A 19,523-nucleotide genomic window follows, 5' to 3' on the forward strand; every position below is an offset into this window, starting at 1 on the left:
GGACGGAAAAAGTTATCTAGAGATTCCCCATAAGAATTGAAGAATAACTCCTATCCGATTGGTTATGTCTAATCATCTTAAAGAAGCCTTTCATTTCACAAAAATGTGATATTTATTACAAAAAACCCATTGACGTGTTTTGTTATTCTGTTATAATCATTTATAGAATCTAATTGATAATGAATATCATTCTTAATTAGATAGATTAAAAGTTGATAACAATTCTAAATTACAGTGAAGGACATTTATATGAAAATTCGTTATTTAGTTATTGCGGTAATCGTATTGTCAATCTGCTCGGTATTCATTGGTGTATCCGATGTTGCTCCCTGGGATGTTTTTAGCTTATCAGAAGAACAGGCCGAGATATTAATGATCAGCCGTTTACCGAGATTAGTCAGTATTTTGATTGCTGGGATGAGTATGAGTATCTGTGGGTTGATCATGCAGCAGCTTAGTCGGAATAAATTTGTTTCACCGACAACTGCTGGAACGCTTGATTCAGCAAGACTTGGTATCTTAGTTGCTTTAATGGTGTTCACCACTGCCAGTCCACTGCAGAAAATGCTTGTATCATTTGCATTCGCCTTAATTGGTACATTTATCTTTATGAAAATACTGGAGAAAATTAAATTCAAGGATGCTGTTTTTATTCCACTAGTTGGTTTGATGTTTGGGAATATTATTAGCTCGTTGGCAACATTTTTTGCCTATAAGAATGATCTCATTCAAAATATGTCCTCATGGATGCAAGGTGATTTCTCGATGATCATGAGTGGCAATTATGAGTTAATGTATGTCAGCATTCCTATCTTAATTATTGCTTATCTATTTGCAAATAAATTTACCATAGCGGGAATGGGAGAGGATTTTTCCAAAAACTTGGGATTAAATTATCGACAGGTCGTTAACATTGGATTGATTATTGTCGCCCTAGTTACAGCATCTGTCGTCTTATCAGTTGGGGTTATTCCGTTTCTAGGATTGATTATCCCAAACATTGTTACGATTTATCAGGGTGACCATCTAAAAAAAAGCCTATTACATACAGCATTGCTAGGAGCTATTTTCGTATTATTTTGCGATTGCATTGGTCGCGTAATTATTTATCCGTATGAAATTCCGATTAGCTTAACGGTTGGAGTTATCGGAAGTGGCATATTCATTTATTTACTGTTAAGGAGAAAGAAATATGGGTTATAAGAAAAAGACAATTATCCTAGCAGTAATCGCAGCAGTTCTGGCAGTTCTATATATTATGCATGACTTAAGCGGCAATATTGGCTATATATTACCGCGACGAATTATCAAAGTAGTGGCCATTATATTAACTGGATCAGCCATCGCTTTCTCAACAACCGTGTTTATGACTATTACGAATAACAGGATTTTAACGCCGAGTATACTAGGGCTTGATTCACTCTATTTGTTAATTCAAACGTTTATTATTTTTATGTTTGGTTCGCAATCACTCGTGATGATGAGCAGCAATATCAATTATTTTATTTCGATTGGGATAATGGTACTGTTTTCACTAGTTCTCTACCGCTTCTTGTTTAGAGGAGAGAAGAACAATATTTACTTCCTGTTGTTAGTCGGGATGATTTTAGGTACATTTTTTGGAAGTTTTACTGACTTTATGCAAGTGTTAATCGATCCAAACGAATTTATGGTTGCTAGGGACCGAATGTTTGCCAGCGTTAACAACGTGAATGAAAATCTCGTTTACTTATCATTGGCACTAATTGTACTTGTAACCATCTACTTCATGCGATTTTATAAATATTTAGATGTGCTGGCGTTAGGGAAAGATGAGGCAATTAATTTAGGTGTTCCATATGATTATGTTGTAAAACGTTTACTCATCATTGTGGCTGTATTAATTTCCATTGCAACAGCTTTAATTGGACCAATTACCTTTTTGGGCTTACTAGTCGTCAACGTGTCATATGAGTTTTTAAAAACGTTTCGACATTTTTACCTAATTATTGGGTCAATCCTAATTAGTATAATTGCATTATTAGGTGGTCAATTCATTGTCGAAGAAGTATTTACGTTTCAAACGACAACAAGTGTCATTATCAACTTCATTGGTGGTATTTACTTCATATATCTTTTGTTAAAGGAGAATAAATCATGGTAAATATTAAAGGTGTTTTAAAAAAATATAACCATAAAAAAGTAATTGATGATGTTTCTGTGAATATTGAAAAAGGAACGATCACTTCATTTATTGGGCCAAATGGTGCTGGAAAGAGTACATTGATCTCGATGATAAGCCGGTTAATTACAAAGGATGACGGCGAAATTACGATTGATGGGGAAGATATTACGAAGGCAAAAAACAATGAATTAGCTAAGAAAATCTCAATTCTAAAACAATCCAATGCGATCAATCTTCGCTTAACAATAAGGGAACTCGTTTCATTCGGACGATTCCCATACTCACAAGGAAGGCTTAAGCAAGAAGATTGGGAGAAGGTGGATGAAGCAATTGACTATATGGAGTTACGAGAAATACAGGATAAGTACTTAGATGAGCTTAGTGGAGGACAACGACAACGCGCACATATCGCGATGGTTATCGCCCAAGATACGGAATATATTTTACTTGATGAGCCATTAAACAACTTAGATATGCGGCATTCGGTTCAGATTATGAAAACATTAAGGCGACTTGTAAATGAACTTGGGAAAACGATTTTAATAGTTATTCATGATATCAACTTTGCTTCGTGCTACTCTGATCAAATTGTTGCACTTAAAGATGGGAAAATCGTGAAACAAGGCCGAACCTGTGATGTGATCGATGAATGTGTTCTAAAAGATATTTATGATATGGATATTAATATTAAAAATATCGATGACAATAGGATTTGTGTGTATTTTGCATGACGTAATATTTCATTAAAGTTTTTCTGCTATTAACAAAAAATAAAAAATGAGAGGGTTTAGTTATATGAAGAAATTTATTATTTTTATTATTGTTAGTGCTCTAGCAGTTTTTGCTACAGCATGTGGAACATCAGAATCAGATGAAAGCAGCAATGGTGACGGTAACACTGAAAAACAGGAGACAATCAATGTAACACATGAACTAGGAGAAACAGAAGTGGCAAAAAACCCTAAGAAGGTAGTCGTTTTTGATTATGGAACTTTAGATACACTAGATAAATTAGGTGTTGAGGTAACAGGTGTACCGCAGGGGAATATTCCGACATACCTTGAAAAGTTCGAAAGTGATGATTACGAAAATGTTGGTAGTCTGAAGGAGCCGGATTTTGAAAAGCTTGCGCAAATAAATCCGGACTTGATCATTATTTCTGGTAGACAATCATCTTTATATGATCAACTACAAGAAATAGCACCAACCATTTATCTTGGTGTAGACACAACGAAATACATGGAATCATTTAAAAGTAATCTAGCAACGATCGGTAACATTTTTGATAAGGAAGATGAAGTTAATAAAGCGTTAGATGAACTTGAGCAATCGATAGCTGATGTAAAAGAAAAAGCTGAATCAAGCGATAAAAATGGATTAATCATTCTGGCAAACGATGATAAAATTAGTGCATACGGTCCGAATTCAAGATTTGGGATAATTCATGATGTGTTCGGTGTTCCAGCAGTTGATGAAGGGATCGAAGTGTCTACACATGGAATGAATGTCTCGTTTGAATATGTTGTTGAGCAAAATCCGGATATTCTTTATGTGATCGACCGTGGAGCAGTTGTTGGTGGTGATTCTTCTGCTAAGCAAGTTGTTGAAAATAAACTAGTTAAAAAAACAAATGCATATAAAAATGATAATATCGTATACTTAGATCCGAATTACTGGTACCTTTCTGGCGGGGGACTTGTCTCGGTTCAGGAAATGGTTAATGAGATAGCGGATAGTTTGGAATAACATTTGCAAAAGAGGCGACCACATAAGGTTGCCTCTTTTTTTCGTTAAAATACGGAATAATCATGGAAAGTGTGTCATGGAATTGTTAAGTTTAGTGTCTAAACGTTGCTATAGCAGTAATCCATTAATATGGCCCGCTTAATATGATTTGCTATTTGTACAAGGGTTGTGTTTGAATGAAGGGACAAATGAAGGAAATGAGGGAAAACATATATGAAGAAGTTTATTATGCTTGCGTTAGCATTATGTATAGCAACAGTATTAGCTGCCTGTGGTGATGATTCCGATTCAGCAAAGAAAAATGATGATGAAACAAACACGGAGGAACAAGCTAATCAGAAGGTTAAGATAACAGATGAAGAAAAGGTGAATAATGATGATGTAGTCGCTCAAATAAATGGTACGGATGTAAAAGGTGATCAATACAATGACATTTACGCACAGACAAAAACATTAATGAATCAATTTGGAGAAGATGTTAGTGATCAAGATAAATTAAAAGAGCAGGCAATGAATGTTCTTGTTCAGCAGGAGCTACTGAAACAAGATGCAAAAAAGCAGGGCATTACCGTTTCAGACAAAGAAATTGAGTCCGAATTAGATAAAATGAAATCAGCAGGTAAAGATAAATTTTCTCAAGTATTGGAACAATATAACCTTACCGAGGAGTCCTATAAAGAACAATTGGCATTCGAACTCACGTTGAGGGAGTATATTGATCAGGAAATTACAGGCACTGAAGTAACCGAAGAAGAAATAAAGTCCTATTACGATAAGTTAAAGGAGCAAAGTGAAGACGTTCCAAAACTTAAAAAGGTAAAAGATCAAATCAAAAGCCAATTAACTACCCAAAAGGAAAATGAAAAAGTACAAGCAAAAGTTAACGAATTAAAAGAAGATGCGGAAATCAAGAATATGATTTAATAAAGTCCCCTTCCATTAACATTAACAGTGGAAGGGGGTTCGTGTTTTGAGTTTTGGTTGCAAAACATGAGGAAGTAACTGATCAACCATAACTAGATTTTGACGCTTCTTTGACTAACTTCAGCAATAATTAGTTTCAACTTCTCAAAGAAGCTATTCATCTGCTCATCCGTACCGATCGTAATGCGTAAATAGTTATCTATTGGCTGTTTGTCAAAGTGCCGAACAAGCACATTATTTTCTTTCAGCTTTTCATATAGCGGTTTAGCCTCACATTTATAGTGGCTGGCAAAAATGAAATTAGCTGCCGACGGGAGAACGGTAAAACCATTTTGCTTCAATTTTTCAGTAACCCATTCACGTGTTTGAATGATTTTTTCCGTTGTTTGCAAAAAATATCGGTTATCGGAAATTGCCGCTTCTGCACCAGCAATTGCTAATCGATCCAACGTATATGAATTAAAAGAATCTTTAATACGGGTTAATGCCTCAATTAAATTGGCGTTTCCCAGCGCGAATCCTATCCGTAATCCTGCAAGTGATCGCGATTTAGACATTGTCTGGACAACGAGCAAATTATCGTACGTATGAACAAGCGTGGCTGCGGAACCGGCGGAAAAGTCGATATAAGCTTCATCAACAATGACAACTTGATGTGGATTGTTTTCCACTATATCAACAACATGTTCTAATCCCAGATAGATTCCAGTCGGTGCATTTGGATTAGGAAAAATCACACCACCATCTGATTGATAAAATGCATCAGTCGGAATGGAAAAGTCCCTTGCTAGCGGAATTTCTTCATAGGGAATACCAAACAGTTTTGCGTATACCGGGTAAAAGCTGTAAGTAACGTTCGGGAAACGGATTGTTTTACCTGGTTCAAAAAAAGCCATAAACGTTAGTGCTAATACTTCATCAGACCCATTACCAACAAATACATTTTCTTTCTTTAGTTGATAGTAATCTGCAACTTTTTCTCGTAATGGATCCGCTGTTGGCGAAGGGTATAGCTGTAAATTATTTTCCATCTCCCATTTAATTGCTTCGATTACTTTTGGTGATGGTGGGTAAGGATTCTCATTCGTATTCAGTTTTATAATGTCCTTGTTATCAATCTGCTCTCCAGGTACATATGGTTCTGTTCGTTTTGTCAGCGTACTCCAAAATTTACTCATCTCGGTTTCCTGCCTTTTGAAGATGCCGTTTGAAAAGTTCTCTCCTAATATCCTCAATGGTTACATCACGAATTTCCATTAAAACGAGCGTGTGATAGACAAGATCAGCAATTTCCCATATAAGTTCATCGGTACCAGAATTCTTAGCACCTATAATGACCTCGCTCGCTTCTTCTCCAACTTTTTTTAAGACCTTATCGATTCCTTCCTGAAATAAGTACGTTGTATAGGAACCATCGACTGGGTTTTGTTGTCGATTCTTTATTGTATCGGCAAGCTGGTGTATTAGATTAAATTGTTGTGCACTATCCTCATAAAGCTGTTGATAAAAGCAGGTTTCGTTTCCCGTATGACAAGCTGGACCTTGTGGCTCAACTTGTACCAAAAGTGCATCTCCATCACAATCATACGTTATCCGTTTAACAAGTTGTTTGTTGCCAGAGGTTTCTCCTTTATTCCATAACTGCTGTCTTTTTCGGCTGAAAAGCCATGTTTCCTTTGTTTCGATCGTTTTCAGTAGTGCGGTTTCATTCATGTATGCAAGGGTTAATACTGCACCGGTTTTACTATCCTGGATAATCGCAGGAATCAGTCCTATCTTATCAAACGTAATCTGTTTCATATCTACTTCCATGATGATTCCCTCCTCATTGTAATACCGTTCTTAGCTAAATAATTCTTTAGATCAGGTATCGTAATTTCATTGTAATGAAATACGGAGGCTGCCAGAGCTGCATCTGCTATCCCTTCCTGTAAAACAATACCAAAGTGTGCGTTCTCGCCTGCACCACCACTTGCTATAATAGGAATATTCACTACCCTTGCAACGGCCTTTATTAACTCAAGATTGTAGCCGTTTTTGATGCCATCAACATCCATAGCGTTGATCACGACTTCTCCTGCTCCAAGTTCTTCTCCACGTTTGGCCCATTCAACCGCATCTTTTCCGGTATCTATTCGTCCACCATTTAGGAACACAGACCAACTGGATGATACCTTCTTCGCGTCGATTGATAGTACAATACATTGACTGCCGAATTTTGCCGCTGCCTCTTTTATGAGGGTAGGGTTTTTTATTGCTGCACTGTTAACGGACACTTTATCGGCACCTGCTCGAAGGACACGGTGAATATCATCAACCGTCCGCAATCCGCCTCCAACAGTGAAAGGTATATTAATTTTTGTTGCAACTTTTTCGATAATGTCCACAAATATATCTCGGCCTTCATTGGATGCTGTAATATCATAAAACACAAGTTCATCTGCACCGTTATCATTGTATCGTTCGGCTAATTCAACAGGATCTGCTACGTCACGAATTTCCTGAAATCTTTTTCCTTTGACTACTCTGCCTTGATCAACATCAAGACAGGGGATAATCCTTTTCGCAAGCATTATTACTGTCCCTCCATTAGCGATTGAAACGACAATGAACCATCATACAATGCCTTTCCGATAATAGCACCATATAAGTCCATTGATCCTAATCGCTCAATATCGTCTTTACTTGACACGCCACCAGAAGCGATTATGTTAATCGAGGTCGCTTCGTTAATTGCTTGTAGTTCAGAAAAATTCGGCCCAGTTACCATCCCATCTTTTAGAATATCTGTATAAATAACTGTATCAATCCCGAATTGTTCTAGTTCCTTTACAAGATCAATCGCTTTTACGTTACTCGTTTTCACCCAGCCATTTGTAGCAACATACCCATTTCGAGCATCAATGGAGACAGCAATTTTATCCTTGTATCTTTTAACTGCTTTTTGCAAAAATACCTTATCGTTTATTGCTGCTGTTCCGATAATGACTCGACTGACACCTAGGGATACATACGTTTCGATAATATCCATGGACCGGATGCCGCCCCCGATCTGAATCGGGATAGCTGTGTTGCTAGCTATCGATTTGATTGTGGCACGGTTAATTGGGTCACCAGTTTTTGCGCCATCAAGGTCAACAATATGAAGATATTCTGCTTGTTGTTTCTCCCATTGAAGGGCCATATTTGTTGGAGAATCACTATAGACTTGCTCTTTTGAGTAGTCGCCTTGAATCAAACGTACACATTTTCCATTGCGAATATCAATTGCTGGAAAAAGGATCATCAAATCATCTCCCCGAAATTTTTCAATAGCATTAGTCCGTTCTTCCCGCTCTTTTCAGGATGAAATTGCATCCCAAATATGTTGTCTTTTTGTACAATGGCGGGAATTTCTACACTGTAGTGGCAACTGCTTACAAGCTGATCAGCCGGCATTTTGTCAACATAGTAGGAATGAACAAAATAGACAAATGCCTGGTCATCGATATTGGTTAATAGGGAGCACTGCTTTTGTTTAGCGAGTGTGTTCCAACCCATATGTGGCACCTTGACCGAGTCATCGATCCGTTTTACGATGCCCTCAAGAATGTTCAAACCATTCCATTCGCCGTCCTCCAAGCTTTTTTCAAAAAGTAATTGCATGCCAAGACAGATACCAAGAATAGGTTTTCCTGTTTTGGCTTCCTGTTGCAGAATTTCTACCAACCCAAATTGATTCAGTGCATCTATTGCATCTTTAAAAGCTCCGACTCCCGGTAGAATAATAGCTTTACTGTTTGTGATGGTTTGTTTATCGTTGGTTAAGCAGGACTCCAGCTTTAGTTTTGTTAACGCGGATTGTAGACTTTTAATATTGCCCGCACCGTAATCTATAATTGCAATCATTTGCTATGTCTCCTTCTTGTCATAAGGATCCCTTTGTTGACGGAATACCTTTGATACGTGGGTTCTCCATGGTAGCTTCATTAAGTACACGTCCAAAGCCCTTGAAAATAGATTCAACGATATGGTGGCTGTTCTTTCCATATACTAGATTGACATGCAGGGTTACCTTTGCATGATTAACGAATGCTTGGAAAAACTCTTCAACCAGCTCGGTATCAAACACACCAATTTTATCTTTTAGCCCTTCAACCCGGTAAACAAGATGTGGACGACCACTTATATCTAATGATAGAGTTGATAATGCTTCATCCATTGGGGTTGTTATCGTTGCATACCGATTGATTCCTTCTTTTTTCCCTAAAGCTTCATGAAAGGCTTGCCCAAGCACTATGCCGATATCTTCAATGGAATGGTGTTGATCAACATCCAGATCACCGTTGCATGTGACGGCCAAATCGAATAATCCATGCTTCGTCATCAGTGTCAGCATGTGATTGAAAAAACCAATCCCTGTATCCATACGGGCTTCACCAATACCATCAATATTTAAAGTTAATTCAATCGCAGTTTCAGCAGTATGTCGTTGAATAGAGCTATTACGCATTGTCAGCATCCTTTCTCAATTGAATCGCATTTGCGTGTGCGGTTAATCCCTCTACTTCTGCTAAGGTTATGACCGCCTCAGAAGCTTGCAGAAGGGAGGACTTCGTATATTGGATAATGCTTGATTTTTTGACAAAATCATATACACCTAATGGGGAAGCAAAAGCCGCTGTTCCATTCGTTGGCAGTGTGTGATTTGGTCCGGCAAAGTAGTCTCCTAATGGTTCAGGGGAGTATGGGCCTAAAAAAATAGCTCCTGCGTGTTTAATGAAATGGACATGTTCGGATGGTTGTTCCGTCATCAGCTGTAAATGTTCTGGTGCCAGTTCATTAACCAATTCAAAGGCACTGTTTAGATCGTTAACTAGAATAATTTTTCCATTTTGGTTTAACGACTTTTGGATAATAGCTTGACGGGATAGTTGAGCCATTTGTTTTTCTACTTCGCTCTGTATCGCCTGCGCCTGCTTTTTGCTTGTTGTGATACAGGTGGCCGTTGCCTGTTCATCGTGCTCTGCCTGGGAAAGTAAATCTGCTGCAACAAAAGCCGGGTTCGCGGTTTCATCTGCAACAACACAAATTTCACTAGGTCCGGCAATCATGTCAATTGCTACATCCCCAAACACCCATTTCTTCGCCCGGGCGACATAGGCATTACCTGGACCAACTACTTTGTCGACCCTTTCAATCGTTGAAGTCCCATATGCGAGTGCAGCTATTGCCTGCGCACCTCCAACTTTAAAAATCTGATCGGCACCTGCTTCAGATGCAGCTACCAATACATAAGGATTTATCTTCCCATCCGGCTGTGGTGGCGTAACTAGGCTTATTGAATTTACCCCTGCCAGTTTTGCTGGGATAACATTCATCAAGACGGTCGATGGATAGGCCGCTTTGCCACCGGGAACATAGACACCGACTTTATCGAGAGCGGTGATTTTCTGCCCAACTACATTTCCGTTCTCATCGCTCATGTACCAAGATTGTTCCTTTTGGGCTTCATGAAACCGTAAAATATTTTCCTTTGCTTGTCGCAGTGCGCTTATATAACTCTGCTTCACTTGGTTTCTAGCTTCTTTAATTTCAGCATTGGAGACAGTAATTGTGTCAAGCTTCACTTGGTCAAATTTTTCCGTGTAATGGAGCAGTGCCGCATCTCCGTTTTTCCTTACCTGGTGAATGATTTCTAAAACAATTCGATCACGTGTTTCGTCTGGAAAAGTGTCTGTTTTATTTAAGTTTGGTGCTATATACTCATCATGCGTTATTATTTTCATCGGGTATCACTCCAAAGCCTTATTAAGTTGATTCATAAACTGGTGAACAATGGTTGATTTTGTGGCAAAACTAGCTTTGTTCACAATTAATCTCGTGCTAATAGCATCGATGGTATCAATAACTTTTAATCCATTTTCCTTTAACGTTGTCCCTGTTTCCACAATATCGACAATAACATCAGCTAGACCAATTAATGGTGCTAATTCAACGGATCCATTTAGTTTGATCGTTTCAATTGGAATCCCCCGTGCTTGAAAATATTTTTTTGTAACGGTTGGGTATTTAGAAGCTACGGTTAGCTTTTGTATGTTTTCCTCCGTTTTATCTGAAACTCCAGCCAGAACAAATTGACAGTTTCCAAAATCCAGATCCATCATGTCATAAACGTCGGCTTGTGCCTCAGCGATGTTATCCTTGCCAACAATCCCGATATCTGCGGCACCTTTCTCAACGTAAGTAGGTACATCAATTGCTTTTACATATATTAGTTTGATCTGTCTATTGTCATCATAAAAAATTAACTTTCGTGATTTTTCGTGGAACGCTGGAAAATGAATCCCAGCCTTGTTTAATAGGGTAATAGTTTGTTCAGCGGTTCGACCTTTTGCCATTGCCAATGTTAGGTAATCCAATCAAAGACCTCCCCCGAGTAACTCTAGTAATTTCTTTGTCGTTGAAAATGAATGCTTGAAATGTTGATTGCTAACCAGATTTTGATTTTCTTCATAATAGATAACGCTGGTCGATGAAGGAAAATCTCTTATGCTATCAATAGAACTAATTAACACACGAAACCCTTGATTACGTAGCGTAGATGCAGTTGATAAGGCTTCTTTTTGTTTACTAGTTGTGTAATAAATTAGAATGTCTATGTGTGATTTGTCATCTAAAATCAGGGATCGCTGTTCTAAAACTGTAAAAATAGAGTCAATGTCACAGGCGAATCCAATTGCTGGCATTGCCCTGTTAAATTGTTCGGCCAGCTGATCGTATCTCCCGCCCATCAAGACTGGTTTACCGAAATTTTCAACAAACCCTTGAAAAATAATATCGGAATAATAATTCATATGATTAATTAAGCCTAAATCAAGGGAGATAAATTTTTCTGCACCATATAATTTTAGAACTTCGATAATCTTGGTAAGATCCTGTAGTTTCTTATCCATCTGGCTATTAAGGGATGCTGTCTTGGCTCGGTCGATTACATCCTCAGGGATCCCATATAATAGCGGGATTTGCTCCAAAGCGTATTTGCCTTTCGTATCGATTGGCAATTTTTTCAGGAAATCTTTTATTCCGGAAAAGTCTTTAGCTTGAATGATCGTTTTTAGTTGATCTGTCTCCTGTTTAGAGATGTGTATGTCGCTTAATAATTCTTTGAAAAAACCAGCATGCCCGATTTCTAATTTGAAGTCGGTAAATCCAATATCTTGTAATGTGTGAATGGCTAATGCAATGACTTCAGCATCCAATGCGGCAGTTTTCGGTTCAAAATTTTCAATCCCAGCTTGTGTATGTTCTCGTTTATTCGGTTGCATTGCTAAATTCCGAAAGACTGTTGAAATGTAAAACAGTCGTTCTTCATCTGGATTCAATTGATTACCAGCTGCAACCATTCGGGTAATGGGGATGGTGACGTCTGGACGAAGCACCAAAACTTTACCATTTGGATCAATCACTTTTATCATTTCATCGGTGTCGATTGTCCCAGTGGTTGCCTGGTATAGATCGTATTGTTCAAATGCAGGTGTTTGCATATGGCGATATCCGTACGTGGAGAAACGTGCTTTCATTTTTGCTAATAGCTGTTCCTTTTTTTCGAATTCATTGAGATGGAGCGTATTCATTTTATTAAGAACGTCAATAACCATATAAAATCTCCCATTCTCTAACAGTTACTTTATTACTTTATTACTTTATTTAATTAAAGTTATATAGTATTCTAATAATTAATTCGATAAAAGTCAAGAACAAAAGCGTAAGCACCCGTTTAGCGACGTATGAACTGGACTGAACCGCAGGAGATAAAGGAAACACGGTGAGCGTGAGTGAACCGATGTTGACTTATCGTACGGAGGTGAAGGAAGTTCACTAGTCGCTGGGTGCTGGAGCTGGACGTGGCTCGCCTTGTTGTAAACAAATTAGAGCCCGAATTTTAAGCTTTCTTTACTTTCAATGGAAGAGGGGGAATTTTTAAAAATGTTTGATTACCATGTTCACAGCAAATTCTCAGCAGACTGCGAGACTCCAATGGAGAGAAGTATTGAAAAGGCAATTGAGATTGGATTGAAAGAAATTTGTTTTACGGATCATATTGATTATGATTATCCAGATACGTCCATTACGTTTGATTTCGATTTAACTCAATACGATCGGGAGATTAAACAATTACAGAAGGATTATGCAGGCCGATTACAGATTAAAAAAGGAGTAGAAATTGGTATTCAACCCAATCTTTTGGAAAGATATGCGAAATTAATAGATAAGGAAATGTTTGATTTTGTGATTTGCTCCATGCACACGACAGATAAAATGGATTTGCATTCGGGGAATTTTTTTAAAAACAAAACAATTGATGAAGCATATGCTGATTACTATGACGAGTTGCTTTTTTGTATAAAGCATTATAAGCAGTATCATATTTTGGGTCATATTGATTTAGTAAAAAGATATACAAGGAGTGAAGAGGGAAAGCGCAATTTTTATGATGTTTTGACGGAAATATTTAGGATCATTATTCCTGAGGGCAAAGGAATTGAATTAAACACATCTGGATTTCGTTATGGACTAAAAGGCGGTATGCCAAGTGAGGATATTTTAAGATTATATAAGGAGACGGGTGGTGAAATCATTACGCTAGGATCCGACTCACACATAGAGGAGACAATTGCATTTCAATTTAAAGAATCAATTGATTTACTTCAACGAATCGGATTTCGTTATCTAACAACATTTGAACAAGGGGAACCAATACTACACCCAATTGATACGGTAATATCTAAAATGGAATTGTCACAAAAATTTCTATAACCGATAAGGAAAATAACTGTAGTAGATGATATAATCAAACATAGATAAAATCTGTATGGCTGGTGTGAATAAATATTGAAGCAACTAAAGAAGGCACTCCTAATCATTTGCGGAACTATTGCCTTAGGTCTTGGGCTTTTAGGGATCGTTTTGCCATTATTGCCAACAACACCATTTCTTTTGTTGGCAGCGGCATGTTATGTTCGCAGTTCGAAAAAATTATATCATTGGTTGATTACGAACAAGTATGTTGGCTCATATATTGAAAATTACCGTGCTGGAAAAGGAATACCATTGAAAGCGAAGGTTATCGGTGTTTCCGTGTTATGGATTTCAATGGGTTATACTGTTTTCTTCGTTGTACCATTAGTTCTAGTTAAAATACTGCTGTTAGCAACGGCAGCATTTTTCACGTGGTTTATTTTAAAACAAAAAACATTGTTGTCAGGAGAGTAAAATTGTTGAAAAAGAAACATATACTGCAAATAGCATCAATAGTCATGATCATTGTTCTTGTTTTGGTAATTACGTATTTACCGAAACAGGCTAATTCACAACAAAATTCCTCTTCTGTAACCGTTTTTGTTCATGGATATAAAGGAACAGTGAATTCATTTGGTGGCATGTTAGGGCGATTTGAGCGAAATGACTGGGGTAATAAAGCATTGATTTATCGTGTCTCAAATACAGGAGACGTTAACGTATACAATCTTAATAAGGGAAAACTTGAGCCTGTCTTCATTCAGGTTATTTTTGAAAATAATCGTGCAAGTTTTGAAGATACTGCAACATGGCTATCGCTGGTTATGCATCACCTCAAGGAAACGTATCAGATTGATTCCGTTAATCTCGTTGGACATTCGATGGGTGGCTTGGTTTCATTAAAATATGTGAAAGAGTATCAGGAGAAAAACTTATATCCTGTAATCAATAAGCTGATTACGATTGGCAGCCCGTTTGATGGAATCTATAGTCAGCATTATTTTCAACTTAATCACGATGCAGCAGCAAATGACCTGAAACCAAATTCACCAGCTTTACAACTCATACAATCAAATAGCCAGGCGACTCCGAAAGATCTGACGGTATTAAGTATTGGCAGTACGGGAGACCTAGTAGCAGTGCCGGAAAGTGTTCAAAAGCTGCAAATGATGATACCAGGGGATCAACTAACAGAGGTCATGATTGAAAATGACCATTTAGGCCATAGTGAGCTGCATGAAAACGAACAAGTAGATGAATTGATTCATTCATTTCTGTGGCAAGAACAAGCACAATAACTTACAATAATAATGATGATAAAATAAAAATGTGTACAGTTAGATTACTTTAAAAGGAATGATTTAAGTGGTGAATGATCATCATACGTACGAAAAATTAATAGCAATTACATCAGCGAAAAATGTGATGGTTGATGAACACTTAAAAGATCATACGTATACCCGCTTAGGTGGGAAAGCTGATTTTTATGTAACACCAGAAACATATAAACAGGTACAGGAAATCGTTAAACTGGCCAATGAGGATAATCTTCCTTTTACAATGTTGGGAAATGGTTCTAATTTAATTGTGAAAGACGGTGGAATTCGAGGGATTGTCTTGAATTTACAGCAGTTAGCCGCTATTACTTCTGACGGAACGACAATCGTTGCCCAAAGTGGTGCACGAATTATTGATGTTTCTCGTGACGCGCTAGCAAAAAAACTGACAGGACTGGAATTTGCGTGTGGGATTCCTGGTTCTGTTGGTGGTGCATTGTTTATGAATGCCGGCGCATATGGGGGAGAAATAAAGGACGTATTGGAAAGTACAATTGTGGTTGATAGGGAGGGGAACCTTCTTACCCTTTCAGCAAATGATTTAGACTTGGAATATCGCTCAAGCAATATTCCTGAAAATGGTTATATTGTACTTGAGGCAACTTTTTCATTAAAAGATGGAGATTACGATGATATAAAAGCTGTTATGGATGATTTAACATTTAAAAGGGAGTCCAAACAGCCCTTGGAGTATCCATCATGTGGCAGTGTATTTAAGCGACCACCCGGATATTTTGCCGGTAAACTTATTCAAGACAGCGACCTTCAGGGAAAACAGATTGGCGGGGCGCAAGTATCTTTGAAACATGCTGGATTTATCATTAATAAGGATCATGCATCTGCAGAGCAATATATTGATCTGATCCATTTTGTACAGAAAACGGTCAAAGAAAAATTCGGTGTTAGATTGGAACGAGAAGTTAAAATCATTGGGGAAGATATGGGAGAATAATAGGGGAACTGTGAGCAGCCAAATGGCTTTTATTCACAGTTCTTTTGTTCTTATATTTAAGGGAAAGTATTAAACTTTTAAGGATTAAGGATAAGAGAATTGTAGAAACGTTCAACATTCGCCTTGTCTTAATAGGAAATATGATTCTATGTTGTAATTGTAGTTGTAGTGGTGGGATCATAATTTATAATTTCTAGTACAATTGGAGCTCTTGCCGGTATTGTCTTACCGCCTGTGAGCACAGCAATGGCTAATGATCCCGTTCCAGTTGTCCCTGGTGTGTACGTTGAAATACCTCGCATTTGCAGAACACCATTCACGTAAACATTGAAGTAACTATTATTGGCTGCAAGTGCTGGAAGCTCTGTTACTGCTGTTCCGTCATCCGCAAAGAAATCAGCTGCATCAATTGTTAGGGTAGAACCAGCGGGTGTCGCGTTGGAAGTCACATAAAAAAAACGTGTGTCGATCGGGACAATATCTACTGTAGTCTCTGCACTAACTGTCAATTTCATTAATTGGAGTGCCATAATTCCCCCCCTTCCTGTAATTATTATATGAAATTCAAGCAGGCTTGCTTAGACAAAAGTCAATAAGCGCAGGTACAAATTTTGATGGCGACCTAAAGCAATGAAAGAGTGCTCTTTATGTTTCCATAACAACAAATAGGAGAATGATTGTGGTGCCTTGTAATGGTAAATCGCTGGATAATAATTCAAGTGAACCTTCATGAACACGATAAAGGACTTCTGGTTGAAGAACTCCGTTAATAAATAAATTCATGTAGGAGATATTATCTGGATTAGGAATGTTACTGCTTCCATACTGCTTTAATGCATCCTGATCAGTATAAATTCGCTTGTTTTCATCTGCTAGGGTCAAGTATTGAAATGTCTTTAACCCAATAGTTGTTGGATCAGGTGTTTTAGAGATGTTAATTGTAATAGACGGACTAAATATTGGATTAAATGTATTTGTTTGAGGTTTACTAACTTGGTTTTTGCTTGTCGTACTGTAGTCTTTATCATCATGACGGCAGCAATTTGGACAATGGCGATGATGGAATAAACGCTTATTGCAACCCTTGTAATACCGATATTGTTTTTCGTTCATTGGTACCCCCCTTTTTAAGGACGTGAAGGAAAAAATAAAAATTTAATGCTGTGGATAACTAAATAAGTCTAATTGGTCCGTCCAAATACGGTGTACAGGACGTTGCATGGTGCTTAGATTTTGTTTGAATGGTTATTACAATTATTCTATGAATAGACTGATAATTTGCCTGTGCGAGTGAGGGGGCTACGGAGTTCATTTCATAAGGATATTAAAGTAGAAGCAATACTCCATGCCAAAAACAGCCTATACAAAAGGAAATTAAAAACATCCCCAGCTCGACTTGTTGAAGGGGATGTTTTATGACTAAAAAATTTTTTCATTTCGCTTTATGCATCCCGCTGAATTAATGTCTAAATCGATGCAAAAAGCTTTGCAGACGTTCGTTTGTTGAATTTTCAAGAACATCTATTGGTGGACCTTGTTCCGCAATTACACCGTCATCTAAAAATATGATACGATCAGCGATATCGCGAGCAAATTCCATTTCGTGGGTCACAAGCACCATTGCCATTTCGCCTTCTTTCGCAATATCACGGATTACCTCAAGAACCTCACCAACAAGCTCTGGATCGAGTGCGGAAGTTACCTCATCGAACAGCATGATTTTTGGACGCATTACTAAGGCGCGAGCCATTGCGACACGCTGTTTTTGTCCACCAGAGAGCTGACTTGGATAACTATCAAGCTTATCACCTAATCCGACTTTCTCTAACATTTCAATAGAACGTTTTTTAGCAGTGTCCTTCGCCTCTTTTTGTACATGAACTGGTGCCGTCATACAGTTTTCTAAAATTGTCATATGTGGAAAAAGATTAAAATGCTGAAATACCATGCCAATATCGCCGCGTACTTCCCGTAAATGTTTTTCATTTGCTGGAACGAGCTTTCCCGCTTTCTCCATATGCCATAGGTTTTTACCATCAACAATAATACTTCCTGATGTTGGTTGTTCAAGTGTCATTAACATACGAATAATTGTTGTCTTACCAGATCCACTTGGTCCAATTAAGGCAACTTTCTCTGCTGGTTTAATATCTAAATCGATTCCTTTTAATACTTTTACATCACCAAATGATTTATGAACATCGTTATACATTACTATCGGTTCTGTCATTTATTATACAGCTCCTTCGTTTTCCTGAATTGGCTTACTTCCAGTAGTTGCTTTCTTATCAAAACGCCGGTTCATCTTTCTCTCCAGTTTGTTAATAAGAATAGCTGATGGATAGCTTAATAGTAAGAAAAGAATAGCTACAATTGTCAACGGCTCAAGGTATTTCCAGTTTTGAGCCCCGAACTCGTTTGCCATGAATAGAATACCAGATACGCCAACGGTTGAAGCCAAGGGAACCTCTTTGAACATAATAATTAAATAGTTTCCTAACATCGGAATTGTCGGCGGTATGGCTTGTGGCAGGATAATTTTTGTCCACTTTTGACGGGTCGAAAAGTTTAATGCTCTAGATGCTTCCCACTGCCCATTATCAACACTGTCAATTCCTGAACGGTATACTTCACCAACATAGGTACTATAGTGAATACCTAGTCCAAGGATTGCACTTGTGAATGGACTTAATGTCATACCAATACCAGGTACCATTGGCCATGCATAATAGATGAAGAATAACTGAACAAGTGGTGGTGTCGAACGAATAAACTCCATGATCCACAATAATACCCATTTTACGGGTTTCACTGGGATCCGTCTAATAAATGTCCAAATAAAGCCAAATATTAAGGCAAATAAGTAACATGCAATTGTTAATCCGATTGTGATACCAAGCCCTTCTAATACAGTAGGGAGGGCATCAAAGAATATATCCCAACTCCAATTATTCACTAACTAGCCACTCCTTTCTTAGATGCACTTTCCATTTTTCTCGTTAACCAGATTAATGGAAGTGCAAGAATGAAGTAGAATACAAGTACTAATAAATATACAGTTGGTGCCTGTGACAGGTTGGAACTACGCAAAATATCTCCATAATATAAAATATCCATCATTCCTATTAATGAGACGAGTGATGTAGATTTTAACATTAAGATCAGGTAGTTACCAAACTCTGGAAGCATCATCCGAACTGCCTGAGGCAAAATTACAAGTCTCATTCGCTGAAAACGTGACATATTTAAGGCTGTCGCCGCCTCCGTCTGTCCTTTTGCAACAGATTGGATCGATCCACGAACTATTTCAGACATATACGCACCATAGTTTAACGAAATAGCCAATACACCGGCCCAGAAATCACTACCAATTTCAATACCGAATAAAATTGGCAATGCATAATAAAGCCAAAATAATTGTACGATCAGTGATGTACCGCGGAAAACCTCCACATAAAAACCAGTAAACTTTCGAAGAATGAAGTTATTAGAAAGGCGGCAAAATCCCGCAATGAATGCCATTAAATATCCCAATACGATGGAGGCTAGAAGAACGGTAACGGTTATTTTGACACCCTGCATCAGGATGGGGAAAATATCTGCTATCGCATTAATAGTA

General features: G+C 37.8%; 23 protein-coding genes. 9 read left to right on the forward strand and 14 right to left on the reverse strand.

The features are described 5' to 3' along the window. Positions 1 to 249: 249 nt before the first annotated feature. The 5 genes from ACW2QC_RS12500 to ACW2QC_RS12520 all read left to right on the forward strand — a co-directional run bounded on the left by ACW2QC_RS12500 (position 250) and on the right by ACW2QC_RS12520 (position 4,834). Positions 250 to 1,203 carry an ABC transporter permease gene (locus tag ACW2QC_RS12500; RefSeq protein WP_457544310.1) on the forward strand — a complete coding sequence of 318 codons (954 nt, stop codon included), beginning with the start codon at positions 250 to 252 and terminating at the stop codon, positions 1,201 to 1,203. Further along, positions 1,193 to 2,143 carry an iron chelate uptake ABC transporter family permease subunit gene (locus ACW2QC_RS12505; protein ID WP_457544311.1) on the forward strand — a complete coding sequence of 317 codons (951 nt, stop codon included), beginning with the start codon at positions 1,193 to 1,195 and terminating at the stop codon, positions 2,141 to 2,143. Before ACW2QC_RS12500 ends, ACW2QC_RS12505 begins: the two co-directional genes overlap by 11 nt. Beyond that, complete coding sequence (locus ACW2QC_RS12510) at positions 2,137 to 2,895, forward strand: iron ABC transporter ATP-binding protein (protein WP_457544312.1); 759 nt, start codon at positions 2,137 to 2,139, stop codon at positions 2,893 to 2,895. The genes ACW2QC_RS12505 and ACW2QC_RS12510 overlap by 7 nt, the downstream gene beginning before the upstream one ends. A 64-nt stretch (positions 2,896 to 2,959) precedes the next feature. Beyond that, the gene (locus ACW2QC_RS12515; protein ID WP_457544313.1) at positions 2,960 to 3,910 is read left to right on the forward strand and encodes a siderophore ABC transporter substrate-binding protein; all 951 of its coding nucleotides are present in this window, start codon (positions 2,960 to 2,962) and stop codon (positions 3,908 to 3,910) included. 213 nt (positions 3,911 to 4,123) lie between these two features. Further along, a complete protein-coding gene (locus ACW2QC_RS12520) occupies positions 4,124 to 4,834 on the forward strand; it encodes a SurA N-terminal domain-containing protein (RefSeq protein ID WP_457544314.1) in 711 nt (236 codons plus the stop codon). Positions 4,835 to 4,926: 92 nt separating this feature from the next. Here ACW2QC_RS12520 and hisC read toward each other — a convergent pair whose 3' ends face one another. From hisC to hisZ, 9 genes are read right to left on the reverse strand one after another with little or no spacing between them, the layout of a single operon-like run. Beyond that, a complete protein-coding gene (gene hisC, locus ACW2QC_RS12525) occupies positions 4,927 to 6,012 on the reverse strand; it encodes a histidinol-phosphate transaminase (protein ID WP_457544315.1) in 1,086 nt (361 codons plus the stop codon). After that, the gene (hisIE, locus tag ACW2QC_RS12530; protein WP_457544395.1) at positions 6,005 to 6,652 is read right to left on the reverse strand and encodes a bifunctional phosphoribosyl-AMP cyclohydrolase/phosphoribosyl-ATP diphosphatase HisIE; all 648 of its coding nucleotides are present in this window, start codon (positions 6,650 to 6,652) and stop codon (positions 6,005 to 6,007) included. Before hisIE ends, hisC begins: the two co-directional genes overlap by 8 nt. Beyond that, positions 6,637 to 7,407 (reverse strand): imidazole glycerol phosphate synthase subunit HisF, encoded by a 771-nt coding sequence (gene hisF / locus ACW2QC_RS12535; RefSeq protein ID WP_457544316.1) that lies wholly within the window; start codon positions 7,405 to 7,407, stop codon positions 6,637 to 6,639. The genes hisIE and hisF overlap by 16 nt, the downstream gene beginning before the upstream one ends. 2 nt (positions 7,408 to 7,409) lie before the next feature. Further along, complete coding sequence (hisA, locus tag ACW2QC_RS12540; RefSeq protein WP_457544317.1) at positions 7,410 to 8,120, reverse strand: 1-(5-phosphoribosyl)-5-[(5-phosphoribosylamino)methylideneamino]imidazole-4-carboxamide isomerase; 711 nt, start codon at positions 8,118 to 8,120, stop codon at positions 7,410 to 7,412. Beyond that, on the reverse strand, positions 8,120 to 8,722 hold the full coding sequence (hisH, locus tag ACW2QC_RS12545; protein WP_457544318.1) for an imidazole glycerol phosphate synthase subunit HisH: 603 nt from the start codon (positions 8,720 to 8,722) through the stop codon (positions 8,120 to 8,122). Before hisH ends, hisA begins: the two co-directional genes overlap by 1 nt. 19 nt (positions 8,723 to 8,741) lie before the next feature. Next, positions 8,742 to 9,326 carry an imidazoleglycerol-phosphate dehydratase HisB gene (gene hisB / locus ACW2QC_RS12550; protein ID WP_457544319.1) on the reverse strand — a complete coding sequence of 195 codons (585 nt, stop codon included), beginning with the start codon at positions 9,324 to 9,326 and terminating at the stop codon, positions 8,742 to 8,744. Then, positions 9,319 to 10,602 (reverse strand): histidinol dehydrogenase, encoded by a 1,284-nt coding sequence (hisD, locus tag ACW2QC_RS12555; protein ID WP_457544320.1) that lies wholly within the window; start codon positions 10,600 to 10,602, stop codon positions 9,319 to 9,321. Before hisD ends, hisB begins: the two co-directional genes overlap by 8 nt. A 6-nt stretch (positions 10,603 to 10,608) precedes the next feature. Next, a complete protein-coding gene (hisG, locus tag ACW2QC_RS12560; protein WP_457544321.1) occupies positions 10,609 to 11,235 on the reverse strand; it encodes an ATP phosphoribosyltransferase in 627 nt (208 codons plus the stop codon). Beyond that, the gene (gene hisZ / locus ACW2QC_RS12565; protein ID WP_457544322.1) at positions 11,236 to 12,474 is read right to left on the reverse strand and encodes an ATP phosphoribosyltransferase regulatory subunit; all 1,239 of its coding nucleotides are present in this window, start codon (positions 12,472 to 12,474) and stop codon (positions 11,236 to 11,238) included. 328 nt (positions 12,475 to 12,802) lie between these two features. Here hisZ and ACW2QC_RS12570 point away from each other — a divergent pair, with 328 nt between their 5' ends. The 4 genes from ACW2QC_RS12570 to murB all read left to right on the forward strand — a co-directional run bounded on the left by ACW2QC_RS12570 (position 12,803) and on the right by murB (position 15,904). Continuing rightward, positions 12,803 to 13,633 carry a histidinol-phosphatase HisJ family protein gene (locus tag ACW2QC_RS12570; RefSeq protein ID WP_457544323.1) on the forward strand — a complete coding sequence of 277 codons (831 nt, stop codon included), beginning with the start codon at positions 12,803 to 12,805 and terminating at the stop codon, positions 13,631 to 13,633. 75 nt (positions 13,634 to 13,708) lie between these two features. Then, the gene (locus ACW2QC_RS12575; protein ID WP_457544324.1) at positions 13,709 to 14,089 is read left to right on the forward strand and encodes a YbaN family protein; all 381 of its coding nucleotides are present in this window, start codon (positions 13,709 to 13,711) and stop codon (positions 14,087 to 14,089) included. Positions 14,090 to 14,094: 5 nt separating this feature from the next. Next, on the forward strand, positions 14,095 to 14,913 hold the full coding sequence (locus ACW2QC_RS12580; protein WP_457544325.1) for an alpha/beta fold hydrolase: 819 nt from the start codon (positions 14,095 to 14,097) through the stop codon (positions 14,911 to 14,913). A 67-nt stretch (positions 14,914 to 14,980) separates the two neighbouring features. Further along, on the forward strand, positions 14,981 to 15,904 hold the full coding sequence (gene murB / locus ACW2QC_RS12585) for a UDP-N-acetylmuramate dehydrogenase (RefSeq protein WP_457544326.1): 924 nt from the start codon (positions 14,981 to 14,983) through the stop codon (positions 15,902 to 15,904). 146 nt (positions 15,905 to 16,050) lie between these two features. Here murB and ACW2QC_RS12590 read toward each other — a convergent pair whose 3' ends face one another. The 5 genes from ACW2QC_RS12590 to ehuC form a co-directional block, all read right to left on the reverse strand. After that, positions 16,051 to 16,434, reverse strand: a complete 384-nt coding sequence (locus tag ACW2QC_RS12590; protein ID WP_457544327.1) for a DUF4183 domain-containing protein — start codon at positions 16,432 to 16,434, stop codon at positions 16,051 to 16,053. A gap of 115 nt (positions 16,435 to 16,549) precedes the next feature. Further along, positions 16,550 to 17,017: a DUF4183 domain-containing protein gene (locus ACW2QC_RS12595; RefSeq protein WP_457544328.1), complete on the reverse strand. Its 468-nt coding sequence runs from the start codon at positions 17,015 to 17,017 to the stop codon at positions 16,550 to 16,552. A 346-nt stretch (positions 17,018 to 17,363) separates the two neighbouring features. Then, complete coding sequence (gene ehuA, locus ACW2QC_RS12600; protein WP_457544329.1) at positions 17,364 to 18,134, reverse strand: ectoine/hydroxyectoine ABC transporter ATP-binding protein EhuA; 771 nt, start codon at positions 18,132 to 18,134, stop codon at positions 17,364 to 17,366. Between the two features lie 3 nt (positions 18,135 to 18,137). Further along, positions 18,138 to 18,860 carry an ectoine/hydroxyectoine ABC transporter permease subunit EhuD gene (gene ehuD, locus ACW2QC_RS12605; protein ID WP_457544330.1) on the reverse strand — a complete coding sequence of 241 codons (723 nt, stop codon included), beginning with the start codon at positions 18,858 to 18,860 and terminating at the stop codon, positions 18,138 to 18,140. Further along, positions 18,860 to 19,519, reverse strand: coding sequence for an ectoine/hydroxyectoine ABC transporter permease subunit EhuC (ehuC, locus tag ACW2QC_RS12610; RefSeq protein ID WP_457544396.1), 660 nt, complete (start codon positions 19,517 to 19,519; stop codon positions 18,860 to 18,862). The genes ehuD and ehuC overlap by 1 nt, the downstream gene beginning before the upstream one ends. Between the last annotated feature and the right edge of the window lie 4 nt (positions 19,520 to 19,523).

It is taken from the genome of Virgibacillus sp. FSP13 (genome assembly GCF_054048505.1).